Below are 15,973 nucleotides of genomic sequence, written 5' to 3'. Positions count from 1 at the left end.
CCTGAGCTTTCTCAGTTCGAACGGTCTATTTTTATTTATATATATCTAGTTGGTGAATCGCATCGTCATATTCTGCTTGGATCAGCGAATCGGATTCTTGTTCTCGAGTCCGTTTGAGCAGTTGAATCACTTCTTGATTTCCCTTTAGATCTGGCATCTCACCAATCGCCCAGGCAGCAGTGGCACGAATCTCCGGTCGTGGGTCTTCTTCTATCAATTCCAATAAGATGGGCACTGCCGTCATCTCTTGATAATTCGCCAACGCAATAATGGCATTGCGTTGCAGTGGTTTTTTACCGCGCCAAGACCCTGCCAGATGGCCAAACTTCGCCTTGAACTCACGATTACTCATCTTAAGCATTGGCTTCAGCTCTGGAAAGACAACCTCACCTTCCGGTTCCATCTCTGGATGGTGATGAACGTCGATTCCACGATTGTACGGACAGATAACCTGACAAATATCGCACCCATAAATCACCCGTCCCATCGGCTTGCGAAATTCTCGAGGCATTAACGTCTTCGTCTGTGTCTGATACGACAGACAACGCTTGGCATTCATACTGCCATCCCCCAACAACGCTTGTGTTGGACAACCTCGAATGCAACGGTCACAATCGCCGCAATCATAATCTACCCGTGGATCAGGCTCAAAGGTAATTGATGTTAGAATCTCCCCCAAATACATATACGAGCCGAATTCGCGCGAGATCAATAAGCCATTACGCCCGATAAACCCGAGCCCTGCACGGGCAGCTACTGAGACATCCGAGAATTCTCCCGTATCAACCATCGAAACCATCTGCCCCGCTTCGATGCCATAATCTTCCGCTGATTGTTCGATATAGGATACCAATAACGCTAACTTCTCTCGCAAAATATGATGATAGTCAATTCCCCAAGAGGCTCGCGCGAAACTTCCCCGCGGTTCCCCTTTTCGTGTCTCAACCCGTTGCTTCGGCCGACTCGGATAGGCTAACGCAATCGAAATGAACGATTGTGCCTTCGGTAAGGTCAACTCCGGATAGATACGCTCCTCAATGACCGGGTGCTCAAAGCCAGATTGATGACCAAGCGCTTGTTGTTTACGCAATTTCGGTTCCAACGCTAGAAAAGGTTCTGCATGGGTAAAGCCAATCTTATCAATGCCAATCGAGTGCGCATAAGCGCGAATCGCTTCTTTGAACGTTTGATTGCCTGCTTCTTGCATACCCATCCCCCTCTCGTTATTGGCGATAATGATTCGCTCGTTGAATCAAATCTTGAAATATCGCTAACTGATCTGAAGCATCTTGATAGAGTGTCTCAGGATGCCATTGTACGCCTAGAATGAGCGGCACCTCTTCTTCACTCTCCACTGCTTCAATCACTTGGTCTGGACTAAATACCGTTGCTTTCAAGCCCGGAGCCAATTGATCAATCACTTGATGATGATACGAGTTCACATAACTTTGGTCGGTCACGAGACGACTCCAATAACTTTGAGATTCTACTTCAATCGTATGTGTCACAACATTCGGCGCCGACTTCTGATCATGTTGTATCGAGATGTTCGGATTCTCTGACAAATCTTGATGCAACGTACCACCTAAGACCGCGTTCAGCAGTTGCATCCCCCGACAGACTCCTAATACTGGTATTTGCGCTGCTACTGCTGCTTTAAATAATTCAATATCGTTCAAATCACGTTCGGGCTTGATTGGCCCTAGCTTCTCGCGCGGCTGTTGTTGATAATGGATTGGCCCGACATCACTGCCACCGATTAAGATCAATCCGTCGATTAACTCGATCACTTCACTCAGATAAGCTTGGGCATTCAAAGGAATAAGGTACGGTATCCCGCCCGCTGCTTCAACGGCTTCCGCAAAGGCTGCTTGTGCATAATGCACCGTGAGCCCCGTATAAGTCCCACTCGCTTGCATCGCACCCACATCCATCGTAATACCAATAATAGGTCTTCTCATGCTCCACCTCTTCTAATCTCTTGATACTAATGATTGTCTCCATTGTACACTTCTGGAGGAATCCCCTCAAGATAATCTCTACCTTCTGGAACAATCCCCGACTCAATATACTGCTTCACCGCTTGCGAAGTAATCATCGTCCCCGCTACATCAATAATATAGACCGCATAAGGCGGTTGTTTTTGCCGTACGATCAAATAATTCTCCGCCCCCAAGTCTAAGTGAAGCGACCATATCTCACACCAGCGCTCTTTGATTTGGATATGGTCATTAAAAAGATGATATTCCGTTTGGATTTTATAGCCTTTCTCCTTGAGAAAGGACTTCACATTAAAGTAACGCTGCCCTTCATAGTATCGAATCGAACGCATCAACTTCACCTCCCACTTCTTATTATACGAACAAACGTTCGATAAGGGAAGTGGGAGATCTCCTTATTAACTCAAATGAAATATCCACTTGATTTTACGGAGTCTTCAAATAATCCAACGTCAAAGCTAAAAATGTTTGGATGGCAAGTTCGAGATAATCTTCGTTAATATCGAACTTTGGATGGTGATGCCCGTGGAATTGACCTTCGATGTGCCCAGGGTTACTTAAGTAAATAAACGCGCCTGGAACTTCCTCTAGGTAAAAAGCAAAGTCCTCGGAAGACATCAGAGGTTGCGGCAAAGTATATAATGCATCTTCGCCCAGAACTTCTTCTAGCACTTGATGGGTTTCTTCAACAGCTTCAGGCGTATTGATAATGGCAGGGTATTTGTAATCATACGTGACCTTGCATTGCACATCGAATGCTTGCGCAATCCCATCCGCAATCCCTTGAATCCGTTGGTGAATATTCTCTCTCAGTTGATTGCTGTAAGTACGGACTGTGCCCTCCAACTCAACGGTATCGGGAATAATATTTTGATTAAAGCCACCTTGAACACGGGTAATCGATAAGATTGACGGATCAAAAGCTGAAATATTGCGTGATTTAATCGTTTGAAGTGCGGTGATCAGTTGACCGGTTGCGACAATCGGATCATGACTTAATTCCGGATAGGCTCCATGGTAGCCTTTGCCTTGCACTTCAATTAAGAATCGATCCATCGAAGCCATCATTGGTCCTTCAATCAAGCCGATCGTTCCTTCGGGTTGTTGACTATCGAGTTGCCCTTGATGCATGCCATAAATCCGTGTCACCCGAGGATTTTCCAACGCACCTTCTTTAATCATCGGCAAAGCGCCACCAGGATATTCTTCACCCGGCTGGAAAATTAATTTGACGGTTCCTGCAAATTGATCGCGATGTTGCGATAAAATCGCTGCTACCGACAACAGAACAGCAGTATGTGCATCATGCCCACACGCATGCATTGCGCCATTCGTTGAGGCAAAATCCAACCCCGTGTCCTCTTGAATTGGTAAGCCATCCATATCCGCACGTAAAGCGAGTACTTTATTAGCGGGACGCTCCCCATGAATTAAGGCAACAATCCCATTGCCCTCAACATAATGTGAATCATACTCAATGCCTAATTCATCTAATACACCGCAGACATAAGCGACCGTCTTTGGTAGTTCCAGCCCGATTTCAGGCATTTGATGTAGCGCTCTGCGCCATTGGATGGTTTGAGGTAAGATTTGTTGTGCGAGTTGTAATAATAATTTTGGATTCATATCTTTTCTCTTCCTTATTGAGTTAAATAATGAACTAACATCTCCGTTGTTAAGAGTAATTGGTCAATCTCTAAATATTCTTCTGTCGTGTGAACTTGTTGCATCCCCACACCGACAATCGCCGCATTAAATCCATGCGCCGCAAAGAAATTCGCATCCGATCCGCCACCAATAATCTGTGGCTTTGCCTGAACACCTATCGCTTGATAGGCTTCAATCACCTCTTGAACGAACGCCCCTCCGTCTTTTGAGCGCAACGCTGGATAATCTAACGTTGCTTTAAAGTCATAATGCTTTGAATCCCCTACCTGTTGTTGGATGATTGATTCATATTGAGCTAGGATTTGATCCGCACGTTCTTGACTTTGCGTCCGAACTTCTCCGGTAAACGTACATCGATCCGGCACCACATTTGTCGGAAAATCCGATTGAATGGTCGAGATATTGGCGGTGGTGTCCGCATCAATCCGAAGTAAAGGCAGTTCACTAATAATCTGACTTGCGAGTTGGATCGCACTGATCCCCGCTTCCGGCTCAATACCTGCATGGGCTTTTCGCCCATGAATTGTCACTTCGAAATGATACGAACAAGGCGCTTGGTATGCGACCCGGTCAGCTCGGCCTGCATTATCAAAGACGATCATATTTTTAGGCAAAGTCATTTCAGCATCAACTTCCTCCCAGTTAGTATGCCGTGCACCAAGCATTCCTTGTTCTTCCCCAGGGGTAATCACTAAATAAAATGTCCGATGGGGAATCGCGTGGCGTTTTAAATAATCTATGGCACCGAGAATCGCGGCGAGTCCCGCTTTATCATCTCCCCCAAGTGTCGTTGTGCCATCCGTCCGCCATTGATTTCCATCTTTAATAATATTAAGTTCCGCATTGGGCTCAATCACATCGGTATGTGCATTTAAAGTAACGGGTGGCGCATCGAGCGTCCCCAATATCTCGGCAAAAATCACTGGCGAATCCCCACCATACTGAACTTGATTTTCATGCAAGTAGACTCGGGCTCCTATGTTATTCAAATACTTCACTAAATATTCCGTCATTTGATGCTCATGACGGCTAGGCGAATGAATTCGCAACATGTCTTCCAACAACGTTAATGTCCGTTCTTTCATATCATTTCTCCTTCATCGCTCGTACTTGTCATTATTTAATCATAGGATGAATCGAGAAGCAATATCAATCAATAGACTTATAACTGACTTGAATTCATGATAGAATTAAAAGCGAAAAGATTATCAAATGAGGTGACGCAAATGGAACGGATTAGTTGGACAGATTACTTTATGGCACAAAGTCTAGTGATTTCAACCCGAAGCACCTGCGACCGACTGATGGTTGGAGCCGTCATTGTAAGAAATAACCGGATTGTGGCAACAGGGTATAATGGCTCAGTATCCGGCCTAACACACTGCATTGATCATGGATGTTTTGTAGTAGACGGCCACTGCATTCGTACCATCCATGCCGAAGTGAATGCGGTTATTCAATGCGCTAAGATGGGAACTCCGACCGAAGGTGCAGAAATCTATATTACGCATTTCCCTTGTTATAATTGCTCGAAGGTCATTATTCAAGCCGGCATTAAAAAAGTTCATTACCTCTACGATTACCGCAATGACCCCAATGCTATTGATTTGTTCAAAGAATGCGACATCCAAGTGACCAAACACGAACTCAGTCCGGATCTATTCGAACAAATCAAAACCCTCCACCTCAAAAACATCGATTACCAGTAAAATAATTCAAGCTACTGAAGACAGAGTGCTTCGGTAGCTTGTTTAATTGGGATTTTATTTAATTTTGAGAATAAAAATAACACTCTGAATGGAGTGAGTGTTTGTTGAAAATGAGCTAAATAAATTACATAGCTCTCAAAATTTTCTACTTGTACCATTCCTAAACGTTCTTTCTTGAATATTACAACTTCGTTAGCATAATTATTGACCCCTTATATGTAAATTATATTAAAGTTCCATTTCGGTAACGCGATGAGTTGCTATGCAAATAACGTTTCCAAATTGGAGCAATTTGTGCTATGATTCATACAAGACATGAGGTGTTTATAATGGAACTTTCAAAATTTATCGGATTTAAAATAAAAGAGTTAAGAGAAGCCAATAAGAAAACACAAGAAGATTTAGCGAAAGCATTAGGCACCACTCGTCAAAGCATCAGCCGATACGAGAATGGCCTAAGGAAAGTCGGACAAGATGAGTTGTTTAAATTAGCTGATTATTTCAATGTCAGCTTAGATTACTTTTTTCCTCCAATCATTGACAAGACAGATATCCAAAAAGTATATGAACAACTAAGTCCTGATAGACAGCGAACTGTATACAACTTCGCTGAGCATCAACTCGATGAACAGAATAATGTTAACGAAGAATCATCCGTTTACGTTTACGGGCAAACAGCAGCCGACATACCAGTAAGATATGTTGATAGGTGGTATGACACTGTCTCAGCAAATGTTCCTGAAGGAGCTGATGGTGCATTGTTAGTTCAAGAAGATTCAATGGAACCTCTTATTAAGAAGAACTCAATCATCTTTTATAAAAAGCAGCCTATCGTTGAAAATGGTGAAGTAGCAATTATTGAAATCAAAGGAGGTGAAATGACCTGTAAGAAGTTCTACTTTAATGGTGAGAAAGTCATCCTTCGGTCGATTAACGGTAAATTCGAAGACATGATTTTTGAAGATGGTGTAAGAGTTATCGGGAAAGTAATTTTATAGAAAGAGGAGATTATAAATGGCTAAGAAATACTATGACGAAAATGGCCGAGAAGTTGTTATTAAAAAAAGAGGAGGATGTTTAAAAAATATCCTCATTATGATTGGGGTATTGGTAATAGTTGGATTTATTGGGAATTATTTTTCAGGATCAGACAATACATCTACAACTAATAATTCACAAAATAACGTTGCAGATGTGAAACCAACAGAAAACAATAAAGAGGAAATTCTAGAAGAAGAGCCAATCATAGAAGTATCTGCTACTCAGCTTCTAGAAGACTATGACGCCAACGAGGTTCGTGCAAATGAACAATATAAAGGTAAACGAGCTAAAATTTCTGGTATCGTAGACTCTATAGGGGAAACCTTCGGACAAACTTATGTCACGATTAACGGTGGTGATGAATTTGAACTACTATCCGTCCAATGTTTCTTCAAAGATAGCTCCGCTCTATCATCTTTAAATAAAGGTGATCAAATTACAGTTGAGGGTACTATAGACGGTAAATCTATGAATATTGGTGTAAAGGACTGCACTTTAATTCAGTAAATAAAGGCTATGACGATATTATTGTGAACGACATTTCAAATGTTGAAATCGTTTGGGTAGTGGTTCCGTAAGAATTATGGGGATTTTTTTTATAGAAGATATTGATGTTAAAAAATATGATGAGGTATCATTATCCGGAACAAATAAAAGAGAAAACAATGATATATCACGTATTCTATATGCGTTTCTTGATTATATCAATTCTTGGGTGCATTGTTTACACAACTAGTCATTCATCGTTTATTTATTATTGCTATAATATGGAATTAGTCTTCACTAGTGCTGTTGCAATGTTAGTACCTTGCGTAATTATTTTCCTATTTTTAAGATACAAAGAAGCGTTGCACCAGTCGCTTATGGCGAGTGAGTACACCTACCCGACAAAGTTTTTGAAAAAACAAAAGAATATTAGGTGAAGTTATGCAAAGAAAGTTATCAAAGTGCACATTAATACTGATTATTTTTACTGCATTGGTCGGATTTGATTTTAAAAAGTATGACAAGTATGTACTTTATAAACATGACGTTGAACAAACAAAAACAAATATCAGATTAATGTATAATATGAAAAGTGAAGATTGGACTTTTGAAAAATTCGATGAAAAAGATTCTTACATGCTAAAAGATTTAGTAAGAGTTATTCTCAAGAACGATGATGAGATTGAGTCAATCGTATTTCTTCATTTGGATGAGAGAGATTTAAGGAATGTTATGCACCATGTAGGATTGCAATTAACACCTCATATGGTTAAAGCTATTAGACCAGAATGGCTGCCATCAGAAGAGGTCAAGACGGAATCTGTAATAACAGATGATTTCTTGTTAACTGTAGCTAATTTTTTCCCTAACAAAACAGAAAAACACCTCTCTGCTACTTTTACATTTGATAAAAAGTCAGTAGAGTCATTATTTGACACAACCTTAAAGGTATTAGATATGGAATAAAAAAAGCCCTACTCCTGAGGTGACCCCCATAAAGTTAGTTTCTAACTCTAACTTTCGGGGGTCAGTTCAGATGAGTGAGTGCTTATTCTTCTGCGGATAATTCAGATATCAACTGTTTTACATTGCAACCTTGGATTTCGACATTATCTGTTTCTGGAGATTCGATAAACGCAGTAGGATTAATAATCTCGATCCGATTTAAGATGTCGTTTTTGTCTACCTGGTATCTACAAACTGCATGAATTCCGTCGGGAAGCTCGATCTCGTCCGTATATCCGCCTGTAGGGTATTCGAGTATTACGTCTAAAACATCAATAGAATCATCTAGCTCGTAATCAGTTAGGCGCATTGTTGGTATCATAGATTTTCTCCCCCTTTTTCAATACATTATTTCTCAAATAGTTCTCGCTCGGTGTATATGCTGTAATTATATCACTTCTTGTTACAACGAGCTACGGAAATCAGCCAAGAGTTCCTATATAGGAATTAGCATCTCGTCCTAAAGAGTCCTTGGTTATAAATATCATTTCAGCTTTAACTAAGGCTTCGACAATGGAATCAATAGCATCTTCACTAAACAATTCTTGTTTGTGTCCTCGAATTATATGATAATACCTATCTTGGTTGTCATTTATTGTCTCAATAGGCATTTGATCCCCATCCTTAAAACTTTATCAAACCTTCTTTTTACGAGTAAAACTTATCCCCGTTCAATAATCTTCTGATATGAGTTGAAGAATCTCATGCTTATCCGGAACCATTTTGTAAACATCTCCAAGTCCAAATTAAGATTCAACTTAGTTTTTTTCTAATCTTTTAACATTTCATCTAACTTAGTACGTTCTCCATCTACATTCGGCACGATCGTACAATGACAATGTGGATGCAAAGGCGAGGCATTCACTCATGGAATTAAGCTACAAAAGGTTAGCTTAATTCCTAAAAAGTGTTTTATCAACCCTATTTGACAAAAATCCAAAAAACACTTATCAGAGCAGTTAAGCGTTAGTCTTCAAACTCTACTCTTTCGACATCTTTGCCAAGTATTAATCTCCCAACAGTAGTATCGCCATCAACATCTAGAATAAATCCGTCTCCTTCGCCATTGTCACATTCGGGATCAGCTTCAATAAATATTCCTTTATCAATTGTTCCATCCTTTAAAAATATTTTTATTGTTTTTAAGCGATTCTCCCATTTATTATATTTAAAAGGATCCACCATAACTATCTTCCTATCTTTTCTTTGTTTGGAATCTACGTACTCCTATTTTTGATTTATGAATTTTGTTATTCTGATAAGATTTCTTATGCTATCATTATATAAAGTAATTATTGTTAACTATGATTTCAATAGTACAGTATAAGGTAAAGTGGACAGATATATCTATGACAGAACGTCACATAATCACCCCTGCCCTATACTCCTAATCATAACCATAAAAAGGTTGAATTCCAATGAAAGAGATTATTTTCGTAATGCTGTGTTTTCTAGTAACATGGTTGACCTTTAATAAAAATGATGATGATTAATACAGATTCTATTGAGATCATAGAGCTATATCATAAAATTTTTAAAACTATTCAAGAAGAATTGGATGCCAAACAACCATCGATCGGAAAAATAATAAGAAAAGAAGGAAAGAGGCAATCACATGAGAAAAGAAGTTGAAGATTTACTTCGTTCTGATATATCTACATATCGCATTTCTAAGGAAGCAAACGTTCCATATATGACTGTAAATGATCTTATAAATGGGAAGTCTTCGATTGATAATGCCAAGTTCTCTACAGTTGAAAAGTTATATAATTATTCTATTTCATTGCATAAAAATAACCTCATTGATTAAAGCGGGGTTTTGATTTATTGGTAAAATTTTTCTGACTAAAAAATCCTCGTATCCGTCAGGCTAATATAAATCTTATTTCCAATACATAATATGTTCTTTAAAAAAATCATCAAAATTGATAGAACCTTTCAAAATAAATATAATAGAGGTGAAACTATTGATTAAGTAAAAGTTATTGGGATGATGATTATATAGAAAGAGGGATTATTATGAAAAAATTGTTACTGACGTTAGTTTTTGTATGCTTATTTAACAGTCATTCTGCAGTTGCATATGGATTAGAATTAACAGATTATGAAGCATTAATCACTTCTTCACAAAATATCAAGCCCACCGAACTTTCTTCGGGAGAATGGATCGTAGGAGAAGATATTGAGCCAGGTAGATATAATATTAAACCATCAGACGAAGAAGATAGTGGAAATATAATGATATACCAAAAAGATAAATCCACTCTTCTTCTTAATGAAGTGCTTGGCTTTAATCATTTCGGTGGGGTCGAACAAATTAGGGTGTATCTGACCGGGGGCGAAAAAATTGAAATTATAGGATTGGATTCAGTCACCTTTACACCGGTTGGTCCTGAGGAGAAGCACGAAGAAATCCATGCAGGATTTTGGATTGTTGGAATTGACGTTGAACCGGGTACATATATTGCGACAACAGAAAAAGAACAGTCTGGCAATGTATTTGTAACTGATAAAGATGGATACCTTGTTACCACTGAAATTCTTGGTGAAAATATGTTCAGAGGCGTAGATCAAATGGAACTCAAGCTAGAAGAAGGATACAAAATTGATGTAAGTAATCTATCGAACGTATATTTGAATAAAAAATAAGCCGAGGAAAATTTGCACATTTTAAAAACCCCACTCCTATCTAAAAGATATAGAGTGGGGTTATTTATAGGGCTTATAACAGTTCAAAAATATTATTTAACCTTTTTGGAATAAAAATAAGCCACCTGTCAGAATCGAACTGACGACCTCTTCCTTACCATGGAAGCGCTCTACCGACTGAGCTAAGGCGGCAAATAAGATGTAGCTTATTAACACATAACAACATAATTATACCTGATTTTACGAGTAAAGTAAACAGTAAATCCGAAGATCTCTTACGCCTTAGCACAGTCTCTGCTTAAAGTGATCATTCGCCGCTACAAAGAGAGTACCCAATAAGATGTCTTCGGATTTTATAAGTATAGAAAAGCGTTTGGTTCTTTTTCCAACTATAATTTACCACCGTTTGTATGCGTTTGCAAGGTGTATTTTTGATGATTTTAGTCAAGTTGAGCTTCTAATCATTTTCACCAATTTATATTTTTTCACTGGAGTTGTGTCAAATCAAATACGAGCTAACCAATTCAACAGTTCAAAAAACAATAATTTAATCTCGCAACTCATAAAAATATAATTTTCAACAGGATAATTTAATTTTAAGCAAAAAAAAATAAGCTCGACTGGCTTAGAATAAAAAGCTCCGCCAGTTGGGCTCGAACCAACGACATCATGATTAACAGTCATGCGCTCTGCCAACTGAGCTATGGCGGAATCATCCAACTGAAGATCAGATCTTCTCTTAAATGAATTAATATAATTCAGCGTGGCGACGACCTACTCTCACAGGACCCAAGGTCCAACTACCATCGGCGCTAAGAAGCTTAACTGCTGTGTTCGGGATGGGAACAGGTGTGTCCTTCTTGCAACCATCACCACACTAAATTATCTGAATGAACCTTTGTCCACTCAAAACTGAATATCTCTTCCAAAAGTTTCCTTAAATTGACTGACTCGTGGTTAAGTCCTCGACCGATTAGTACTAGTCCGCTCCATACATCACTGCACTTCCACTTCTAGCCTATCTACCTGATCGTCTCTCAGGGGTCTTACTTCTTACGAATGGGAAATCTCATCTTGAAGCTGGCTTCGCACTTAGATGCTTTCAGCGCTTATCCATCCCGCACATAGCTACCCAGCAATGCTCCTGGCGGAACAACTGGTACACCAGCGGTGCGTCCATCCCGGTCCTCTCGTACTAAGGATGGCTCTTCTCAAATTTCCTACGCCCGCGACGGATAGGGACCGAACTGTCTCACGACGTTCTGAACCCAGCTCGCGTACCGCTTTAATGGGCGAACAGCCCAACCCTTGGGACCGACTTCAGCCCCAGGATGCGATGAGCCGACATCGAGGTGCCAAACCTCCCCGTCGATGTGAACTCTTGGGGGAGATAAGCCTGTTATCCCCAGGGTAGCTTTTATCCGTTGAGCGATGGCCCTTCCATACGGTACCACCGGATCACTAAGCCCGACTTTCGTCCCTGCTCGACTTGTAGGTCTCGCAGTCAAGCTCCCTTCTGCCTTTGCGCTCTGCGAATGATTTCCAACCATTCTGAGGGAACCTTTGGGCGCCTCCGCTACGCTTTAGGAGGCGACCGCCCCAGTCAAACTGCCCACCTGACACTGTCTTCCGTGTGCTACACGCGAGTTAGAGGGACCATCTGTCAAGGGTAGTATCCCACCAACGCCTCCCTGTAATCTGACGACCACAGTTCCTAGGCTCCTACCTATCCTGTACATGACAAACAATCACTCAATATCAAGTTGCAGTGAAGCTCCATGGGGTCTTTCCGTCCTGTCGCGGGTAACCGGCATCTTCACCGGTACTATAATTTCACCGAGTCCCTCGTTGAGACAGTGCCCAAATCGTTACGCCTTTCGTGCGGGTCGGAACTTACCCGACAAGGAATTTCGCTACCTTAGGACCGTTATAGTTACGGCCGCCGTTTACTGGGGCTTCAATTCGTACCTTCGCCGAAGCTAAGCACTCCTTTTAACCTTCCAGCACCGGGCAGGCGTCAGCCCCTATACGTCACCTTTCGGTTTGGCAGAGACCTGTGTTTTTGATAAACAGTCGCTTGGGCCTATTCACTGCGGCTGACATACGTCAGCACCCCTTCTCCCGAAGTTACGGGGTCATTTTGCCGAGTTCCTTAACGAGGGTTCGCTCGCTCACCTGAGTGTTCTCCACTTGACTACCTGTGTCGGTTCTCGGTACGGGTTGGTTAAACTCGCTAGAAGCTTTTCTCGACAGTTTGATCTATTCACTTCGCTACTAAACTTCGCTCCCCATCACACCTTACCCTTCAGTCATAAGCATTTCACTCATGACAAAGCTCGGTGCTTGGACGCCCTATTCCATCAGGGCGATGAACACAACCTCCTGTGTCCCTCCATCACTCAATCGTTTAATCCAAGTACAGGAATCTCTACCTGTTATCCATCGCCTATACCTATCGGCTTCAGCTTAGGTCCCGACTAACCCTGGGCGGACGAGCCTTCCCCAGGAAACCTTAGTCTTTCGGTGGACGGGATTCTCACCCGTCTTGCGCTACTCATACCGGCATTCTCACTTCTATACGCTCCACCACTCCTCACGGTATGGCTTCACCGCCTATAGAACGCTCTCCTACCATCCTTACGGATCCACAGCTTCGGTGTTCAGTTTAGCCCCGGTACATTTTCGGCGCAGAGTCACTCGACTAGTGAGCTATTACGCACTCTTTCAAGGGTGGCTGCTTCTAAGCCAACCTCCTAGTTGTCTGGGCAACTCCACATCCTTTTCCACTTAACTGATACTTAGGGACCTTAGCTGGTGGTCTGGGCTGTTTCCCTTTTGACTACGGATCTTATCACTCGCAGTCTGACTCCCAAAGATAAGACAATGGCATTCGGAGTTTATCTGAACTTGGTAAACCATAAGGCCCCCGCATTCAAACAGTGCTCTACCTCCATCGCTCTCACTTTGAGGCTATACCTAAATATATTTCGGAGAGAACCAGCTATCTCCAAGTTCGATTGGAATTTCTCCGCTACCCACACGTCATCCAAATACTTTTCAACGTATCCTGGTTCGGTCCTCCAGTGCGTCTTACCGCACCTTCAACCTGCACATGGGTAGGTCACTTGGTTTCGGGTCGACAACCATTGACTCCTCGCCCTATTCAGACTCGCTTTCGCTACGGCTCTGCTTCTTCAGCTTAACCTTGCCAATCATCGTCACTCGCCGGTCCATTCTGCAAAAGGTACGCCATCACCCATTAACGGGCTCTGACTACTTGTAGGCACACGGTTTCAGGTACTCTTTCACTCCCCTCCCGGGGTGCTTTTCACCTTTCCCTCACGGTACTGGTTCACTATCGGTCACTAGGGAGTATTTAGCCTTGCCAGATGGTCCTGGCGGATTCCAACGGAATTCCTCGTGTTCCGCTGTACTCAGGATACTCATAGGTTGAATCTCGCTTTCGTCTACGGGGCTCTCACCCTGTGCCGCACACCTTCCCAGATGTTTCGACTAACTTGATTCATACCACGTCTGAGTCCTACAACCCCAATGTGCATGCACATTGGTTTGGGCTCGTCCCACTTCGCTCGCCGCTACTATGGGAATCGCGTTTGCTTTCTCTTCCTGCAGGTACTAAGATGTTTCAGTTCCCTGCGTCTACCTCACTTGCGTGTGACAACCTGCGGTTGCCGGGTTCCCCCATTCGGATATCTCTGGATCTTAGCTTACTTACAGCTCCCCAAAGCATTTCGGTGTTCGTCCCGTCCTTCATCGGCTCCTAGTGCCAAGGCATTCACCGTGCGCCCTTACTTACTTAACCACTATGATGGTCGCGCTATTTTTTCTTCATCTTTCGATGAACTCGGTCAATTCTCGGTTTGATTATATCTCTTTCTTAAGAAATTATATCTTCACTTTTGAAATTGTTTCTTATTATTTCCTCGCATCGAAGAAATAATAAGCGATATTCAGTTTTCAATGAACAAAGTTGAGTAAACCTGAAGCTCACTCAAAACTAAACAAAGACGAACACAATGTGTGTCGATAACTTCGTCTGCCATTTTGGCAGCTCCATGTCTCCTTAGAAAGGAGGTGATCCAGCCGCACCTTCCGATACGGCTACCTTGTTACGACTTCACCCCAATCATCCATCCCACCTTCGACGGCTCCCTCCATAATGGTTAGGCCACCGGCTTCGGGTGTTACAAACTCTCGTGGTGTGACGGGCGGTGTGTACAAGACCCGGGAACGTATTCACCGTGGCGTGCTGATCCACGATTACTAGCGATTCCGGCTTCATGCTCTCGAGTTGCAGAGAACAATCCGAACTGAGAATGGCTTTAAGAGATCTGCTTGGCCTCGCGACGTCGCTTCTCGCTGTACCATCCATTGTAGCACGTGTGTAGCCCAGGTCATAAGGGGCATGATGATTTGACGTCATCCCCACCTTCCTCCGGTTTGTCACCGGCAGTCTAACTAGAGTCCCCAACTCAATGCTGGCAACTAGTTATAAGGGTTGCGCTCGTTGCGGGACTTAACCCAACATCTCACGACACGAGCTGACGACAACCATGCACCACCTGTCTTCTTGTCCCGTAGGATTTCACCTATCTCTAGGCTATGCAAGAGATGTCAAGACCTGGTAAGGTTCTTCGCGTTGCTTCGAATTAAACCACATGCTCCACCGCTTGTGCGGGTCCCCGTCAATTCCTTTGAGTTTCAGCCTTGCGGCCGTACTCCCCAGGCGGAGTGTTTATTGCGTTTGCGCCAGCACTGAGGGGCGGAAACCCCCCAACACTTAACACTCATCGTTTACGGCGTGGACTACCAGGGTATCTAATCCTGTTTGCTCCCCACGCTTTCGAGCCTCAGCGTCAGTTTCAGACCAGAAAGCCGCCTTCGCCACTGGTGTTCCTCCATATATCTACGCATTTCACCGCTACACATGGAATTCCGCTTTCCTCTTCTGTACTCAAGTTGACCAGTTTCCAATGCAACTCCACGGTTGAGCCGTGGGCTTTCACATCAGACTTAATCAACCGCCTGCGCTCCCTTTACGCCCAATAAATCCGGATAACGCTTGCCACCTACGTATTACCGCGGCTGCTGGCACGTAGTTAGCCGTGGCTTTCTGATCAGTTACCGTCAAACCTATAACAGTTACTCTATAGGCTATTCTTCTCTGATAACAGTGCTTTACGATCCGAAGACCTTCTTCACACACGCGGCGTTGCTCCGTCAGACTTGCGTCCATTGCGGAAGATTCCCTACTGCTGCCTCCCGTAGGAGTTTGGGCCGTGTCTCAGTCCCAATGTGGCCGATCACCCTCTCAGGTCGGCTATGCATCAAAGCCACGGTAGGCCGTTACCCCACCGTCTAGCTAATGCACCGCGGGACCATCCTTCAGTGACA

At 42.7% G+C, this 15,973-nt stretch carries 14 protein-coding genes, 2 tRNA genes and 3 rRNA genes; 6 read left to right on the top strand and 13 right to left on the bottom strand.

Annotation, left to right across the window (positions count from 1 at the left end; genetic code table 11):
* Nucleotides 1–31: 31 nt before the first annotated feature.
* From queG to HMPREF9707_RS00075, 5 genes are all read right to left on the bottom strand, one after another.
* Nucleotides 32–1,207, bottom strand: coding sequence for a tRNA epoxyqueuosine(34) reductase QueG (queG, locus tag HMPREF9707_RS00095; protein WP_006700685.1), 1,176 nt, complete (start codon nucleotides 1,205–1,207; stop codon nucleotides 32–34).
* Nucleotides 1,208–1,223: 16 nt separating this feature from the next.
* Entirely contained in the window at nucleotides 1,224–1,961 is a 738-nt protein-coding gene (locus HMPREF9707_RS00090) for a gamma-glutamyl-gamma-aminobutyrate hydrolase family protein (protein WP_006700684.1), read from the bottom strand.
* 26 nt (nucleotides 1,962–1,987) lie between these two features.
* Nucleotides 1,988–2,332, bottom strand: coding sequence for a hypothetical protein (locus tag HMPREF9707_RS00085; protein ID WP_006700683.1), 345 nt, complete (start codon nucleotides 2,330–2,332; stop codon nucleotides 1,988–1,990).
* 94 nt (nucleotides 2,333–2,426) lie between these two features.
* Nucleotides 2,427–3,626 (bottom strand): M20 metallopeptidase family protein, encoded by a 1,200-nt coding sequence (locus HMPREF9707_RS00080; RefSeq protein ID WP_006700682.1) that lies wholly within the window; start codon nucleotides 3,624–3,626, stop codon nucleotides 2,427–2,429.
* A 14-nt stretch (nucleotides 3,627–3,640) separates the two neighbouring features.
* Nucleotides 3,641–4,753, bottom strand: coding sequence for a M20/M25/M40 family metallo-hydrolase (locus HMPREF9707_RS00075; protein ID WP_006700681.1), 1,113 nt, complete (start codon nucleotides 4,751–4,753; stop codon nucleotides 3,641–3,643).
* A gap of 141 nt (nucleotides 4,754–4,894) precedes the next feature.
* Between HMPREF9707_RS00075 and HMPREF9707_RS00070 the strand changes: the two genes are divergently transcribed.
* The 4 genes from HMPREF9707_RS00070 to HMPREF9707_RS00055 all read left to right on the top strand — a co-directional run bounded on the left by HMPREF9707_RS00070 (nucleotide 4,895) and on the right by HMPREF9707_RS00055 (nucleotide 7,870).
* Nucleotides 4,895–5,377, top strand: a complete 483-nt coding sequence (locus HMPREF9707_RS00070; RefSeq protein ID WP_006700680.1) for a ComE operon protein 2 — start codon at nucleotides 4,895–4,897, stop codon at nucleotides 5,375–5,377.
* Between the two features lie 329 nt (nucleotides 5,378–5,706).
* Nucleotides 5,707–6,375: a helix-turn-helix domain-containing protein gene (locus HMPREF9707_RS00065; RefSeq protein ID WP_006700679.1), complete on the top strand. Its 669-nt coding sequence runs from the start codon at nucleotides 5,707–5,709 to the stop codon at nucleotides 6,373–6,375.
* Nucleotides 6,376–6,391: 16 nt separating this feature from the next.
* Nucleotides 6,392–6,925 (top strand): OB-fold protein, encoded by a 534-nt coding sequence (locus HMPREF9707_RS00060; protein ID WP_006700678.1) that lies wholly within the window; start codon nucleotides 6,392–6,394, stop codon nucleotides 6,923–6,925.
* Between the two features lie 420 nt (nucleotides 6,926–7,345).
* Nucleotides 7,346–7,870 (top strand): hypothetical protein, encoded by a 525-nt coding sequence (locus HMPREF9707_RS00055; RefSeq protein ID WP_006700677.1) that lies wholly within the window; start codon nucleotides 7,346–7,348, stop codon nucleotides 7,868–7,870.
* Between the two features lie 82 nt (nucleotides 7,871–7,952).
* Here the strand turns inward: HMPREF9707_RS00055 and HMPREF9707_RS00050 are convergent, their stop codons facing one another.
* From HMPREF9707_RS00050 to HMPREF9707_RS00040, 3 genes are all read right to left on the bottom strand, one after another.
* A complete protein-coding gene (locus tag HMPREF9707_RS00050) occupies nucleotides 7,953–8,231 on the bottom strand; it encodes a hypothetical protein (RefSeq protein ID WP_006700676.1) in 279 nt (92 codons plus the stop codon).
* Nucleotides 8,232–8,331: 100 nt separating this feature from the next.
* Nucleotides 8,332–8,520 (bottom strand): hypothetical protein, encoded by a 189-nt coding sequence (locus tag HMPREF9707_RS00045; RefSeq protein ID WP_006700675.1) that lies wholly within the window; start codon nucleotides 8,518–8,520, stop codon nucleotides 8,332–8,334.
* A 355-nt stretch (nucleotides 8,521–8,875) separates the two neighbouring features.
* On the bottom strand, nucleotides 8,876–9,094 hold the full coding sequence (locus HMPREF9707_RS00040) for a hypothetical protein (protein WP_006700674.1): 219 nt from the start codon (nucleotides 9,092–9,094) through the stop codon (nucleotides 8,876–8,878).
* Between the two features lie 430 nt (nucleotides 9,095–9,524).
* On the opposite strand from HMPREF9707_RS00040, the gene HMPREF9707_RS00035 reads away from it, so the two are divergent.
* Nucleotides 9,525–9,719, top strand: coding sequence for a hypothetical protein (locus HMPREF9707_RS00035; RefSeq protein WP_006700673.1), 195 nt, complete (start codon nucleotides 9,525–9,527; stop codon nucleotides 9,717–9,719).
* 209 nt (nucleotides 9,720–9,928) lie between these two features.
* Entirely contained in the window at nucleotides 9,929–10,558 is a 630-nt protein-coding gene (locus HMPREF9707_RS08395; RefSeq protein WP_006700672.1) for a hypothetical protein, read from the top strand.
* A gap of 119 nt (nucleotides 10,559–10,677) precedes the next feature.
* Here the strand turns inward: HMPREF9707_RS08395 and HMPREF9707_RS00025 are convergent.
* From HMPREF9707_RS00025 to HMPREF9707_RS00005, 5 genes are all read right to left on the bottom strand, one after another.
* Nucleotides 10,678–10,750: transfer RNA gene (locus tag HMPREF9707_RS00025), tRNA-Thr, on the bottom strand.
* Nucleotides 10,751–11,196: 446 nt separating this feature from the next.
* Nucleotides 11,197–11,269: transfer RNA gene (locus HMPREF9707_RS00020), tRNA-Asn, on the bottom strand.
* Nucleotides 11,270–11,319: 50 nt separating this feature from the next.
* Nucleotides 11,320–11,435 (bottom strand): 5S ribosomal RNA (gene rrf / locus HMPREF9707_RS00015).
* 76 nt (nucleotides 11,436–11,511) lie between these two features.
* Nucleotides 11,512–14,381, bottom strand: a 23S ribosomal RNA gene (locus tag HMPREF9707_RS00010).
* A 265-nt stretch (nucleotides 14,382–14,646) separates the two neighbouring features.
* Nucleotides 14,647–15,973, bottom strand: a 16S ribosomal RNA gene (locus HMPREF9707_RS00005); the annotation flags it as partial.

This window comes from Falseniella ignava CCUG 37419 (genome assembly GCF_000301055.1).
In the GTDB taxonomy this organism is placed as follows: domain Bacteria; phylum Bacillota; class Bacilli; order Lactobacillales; family Aerococcaceae; genus Falseniella; species Falseniella ignava.
This window is presented reverse-complemented; position numbering and strand designations above follow the sequence as displayed.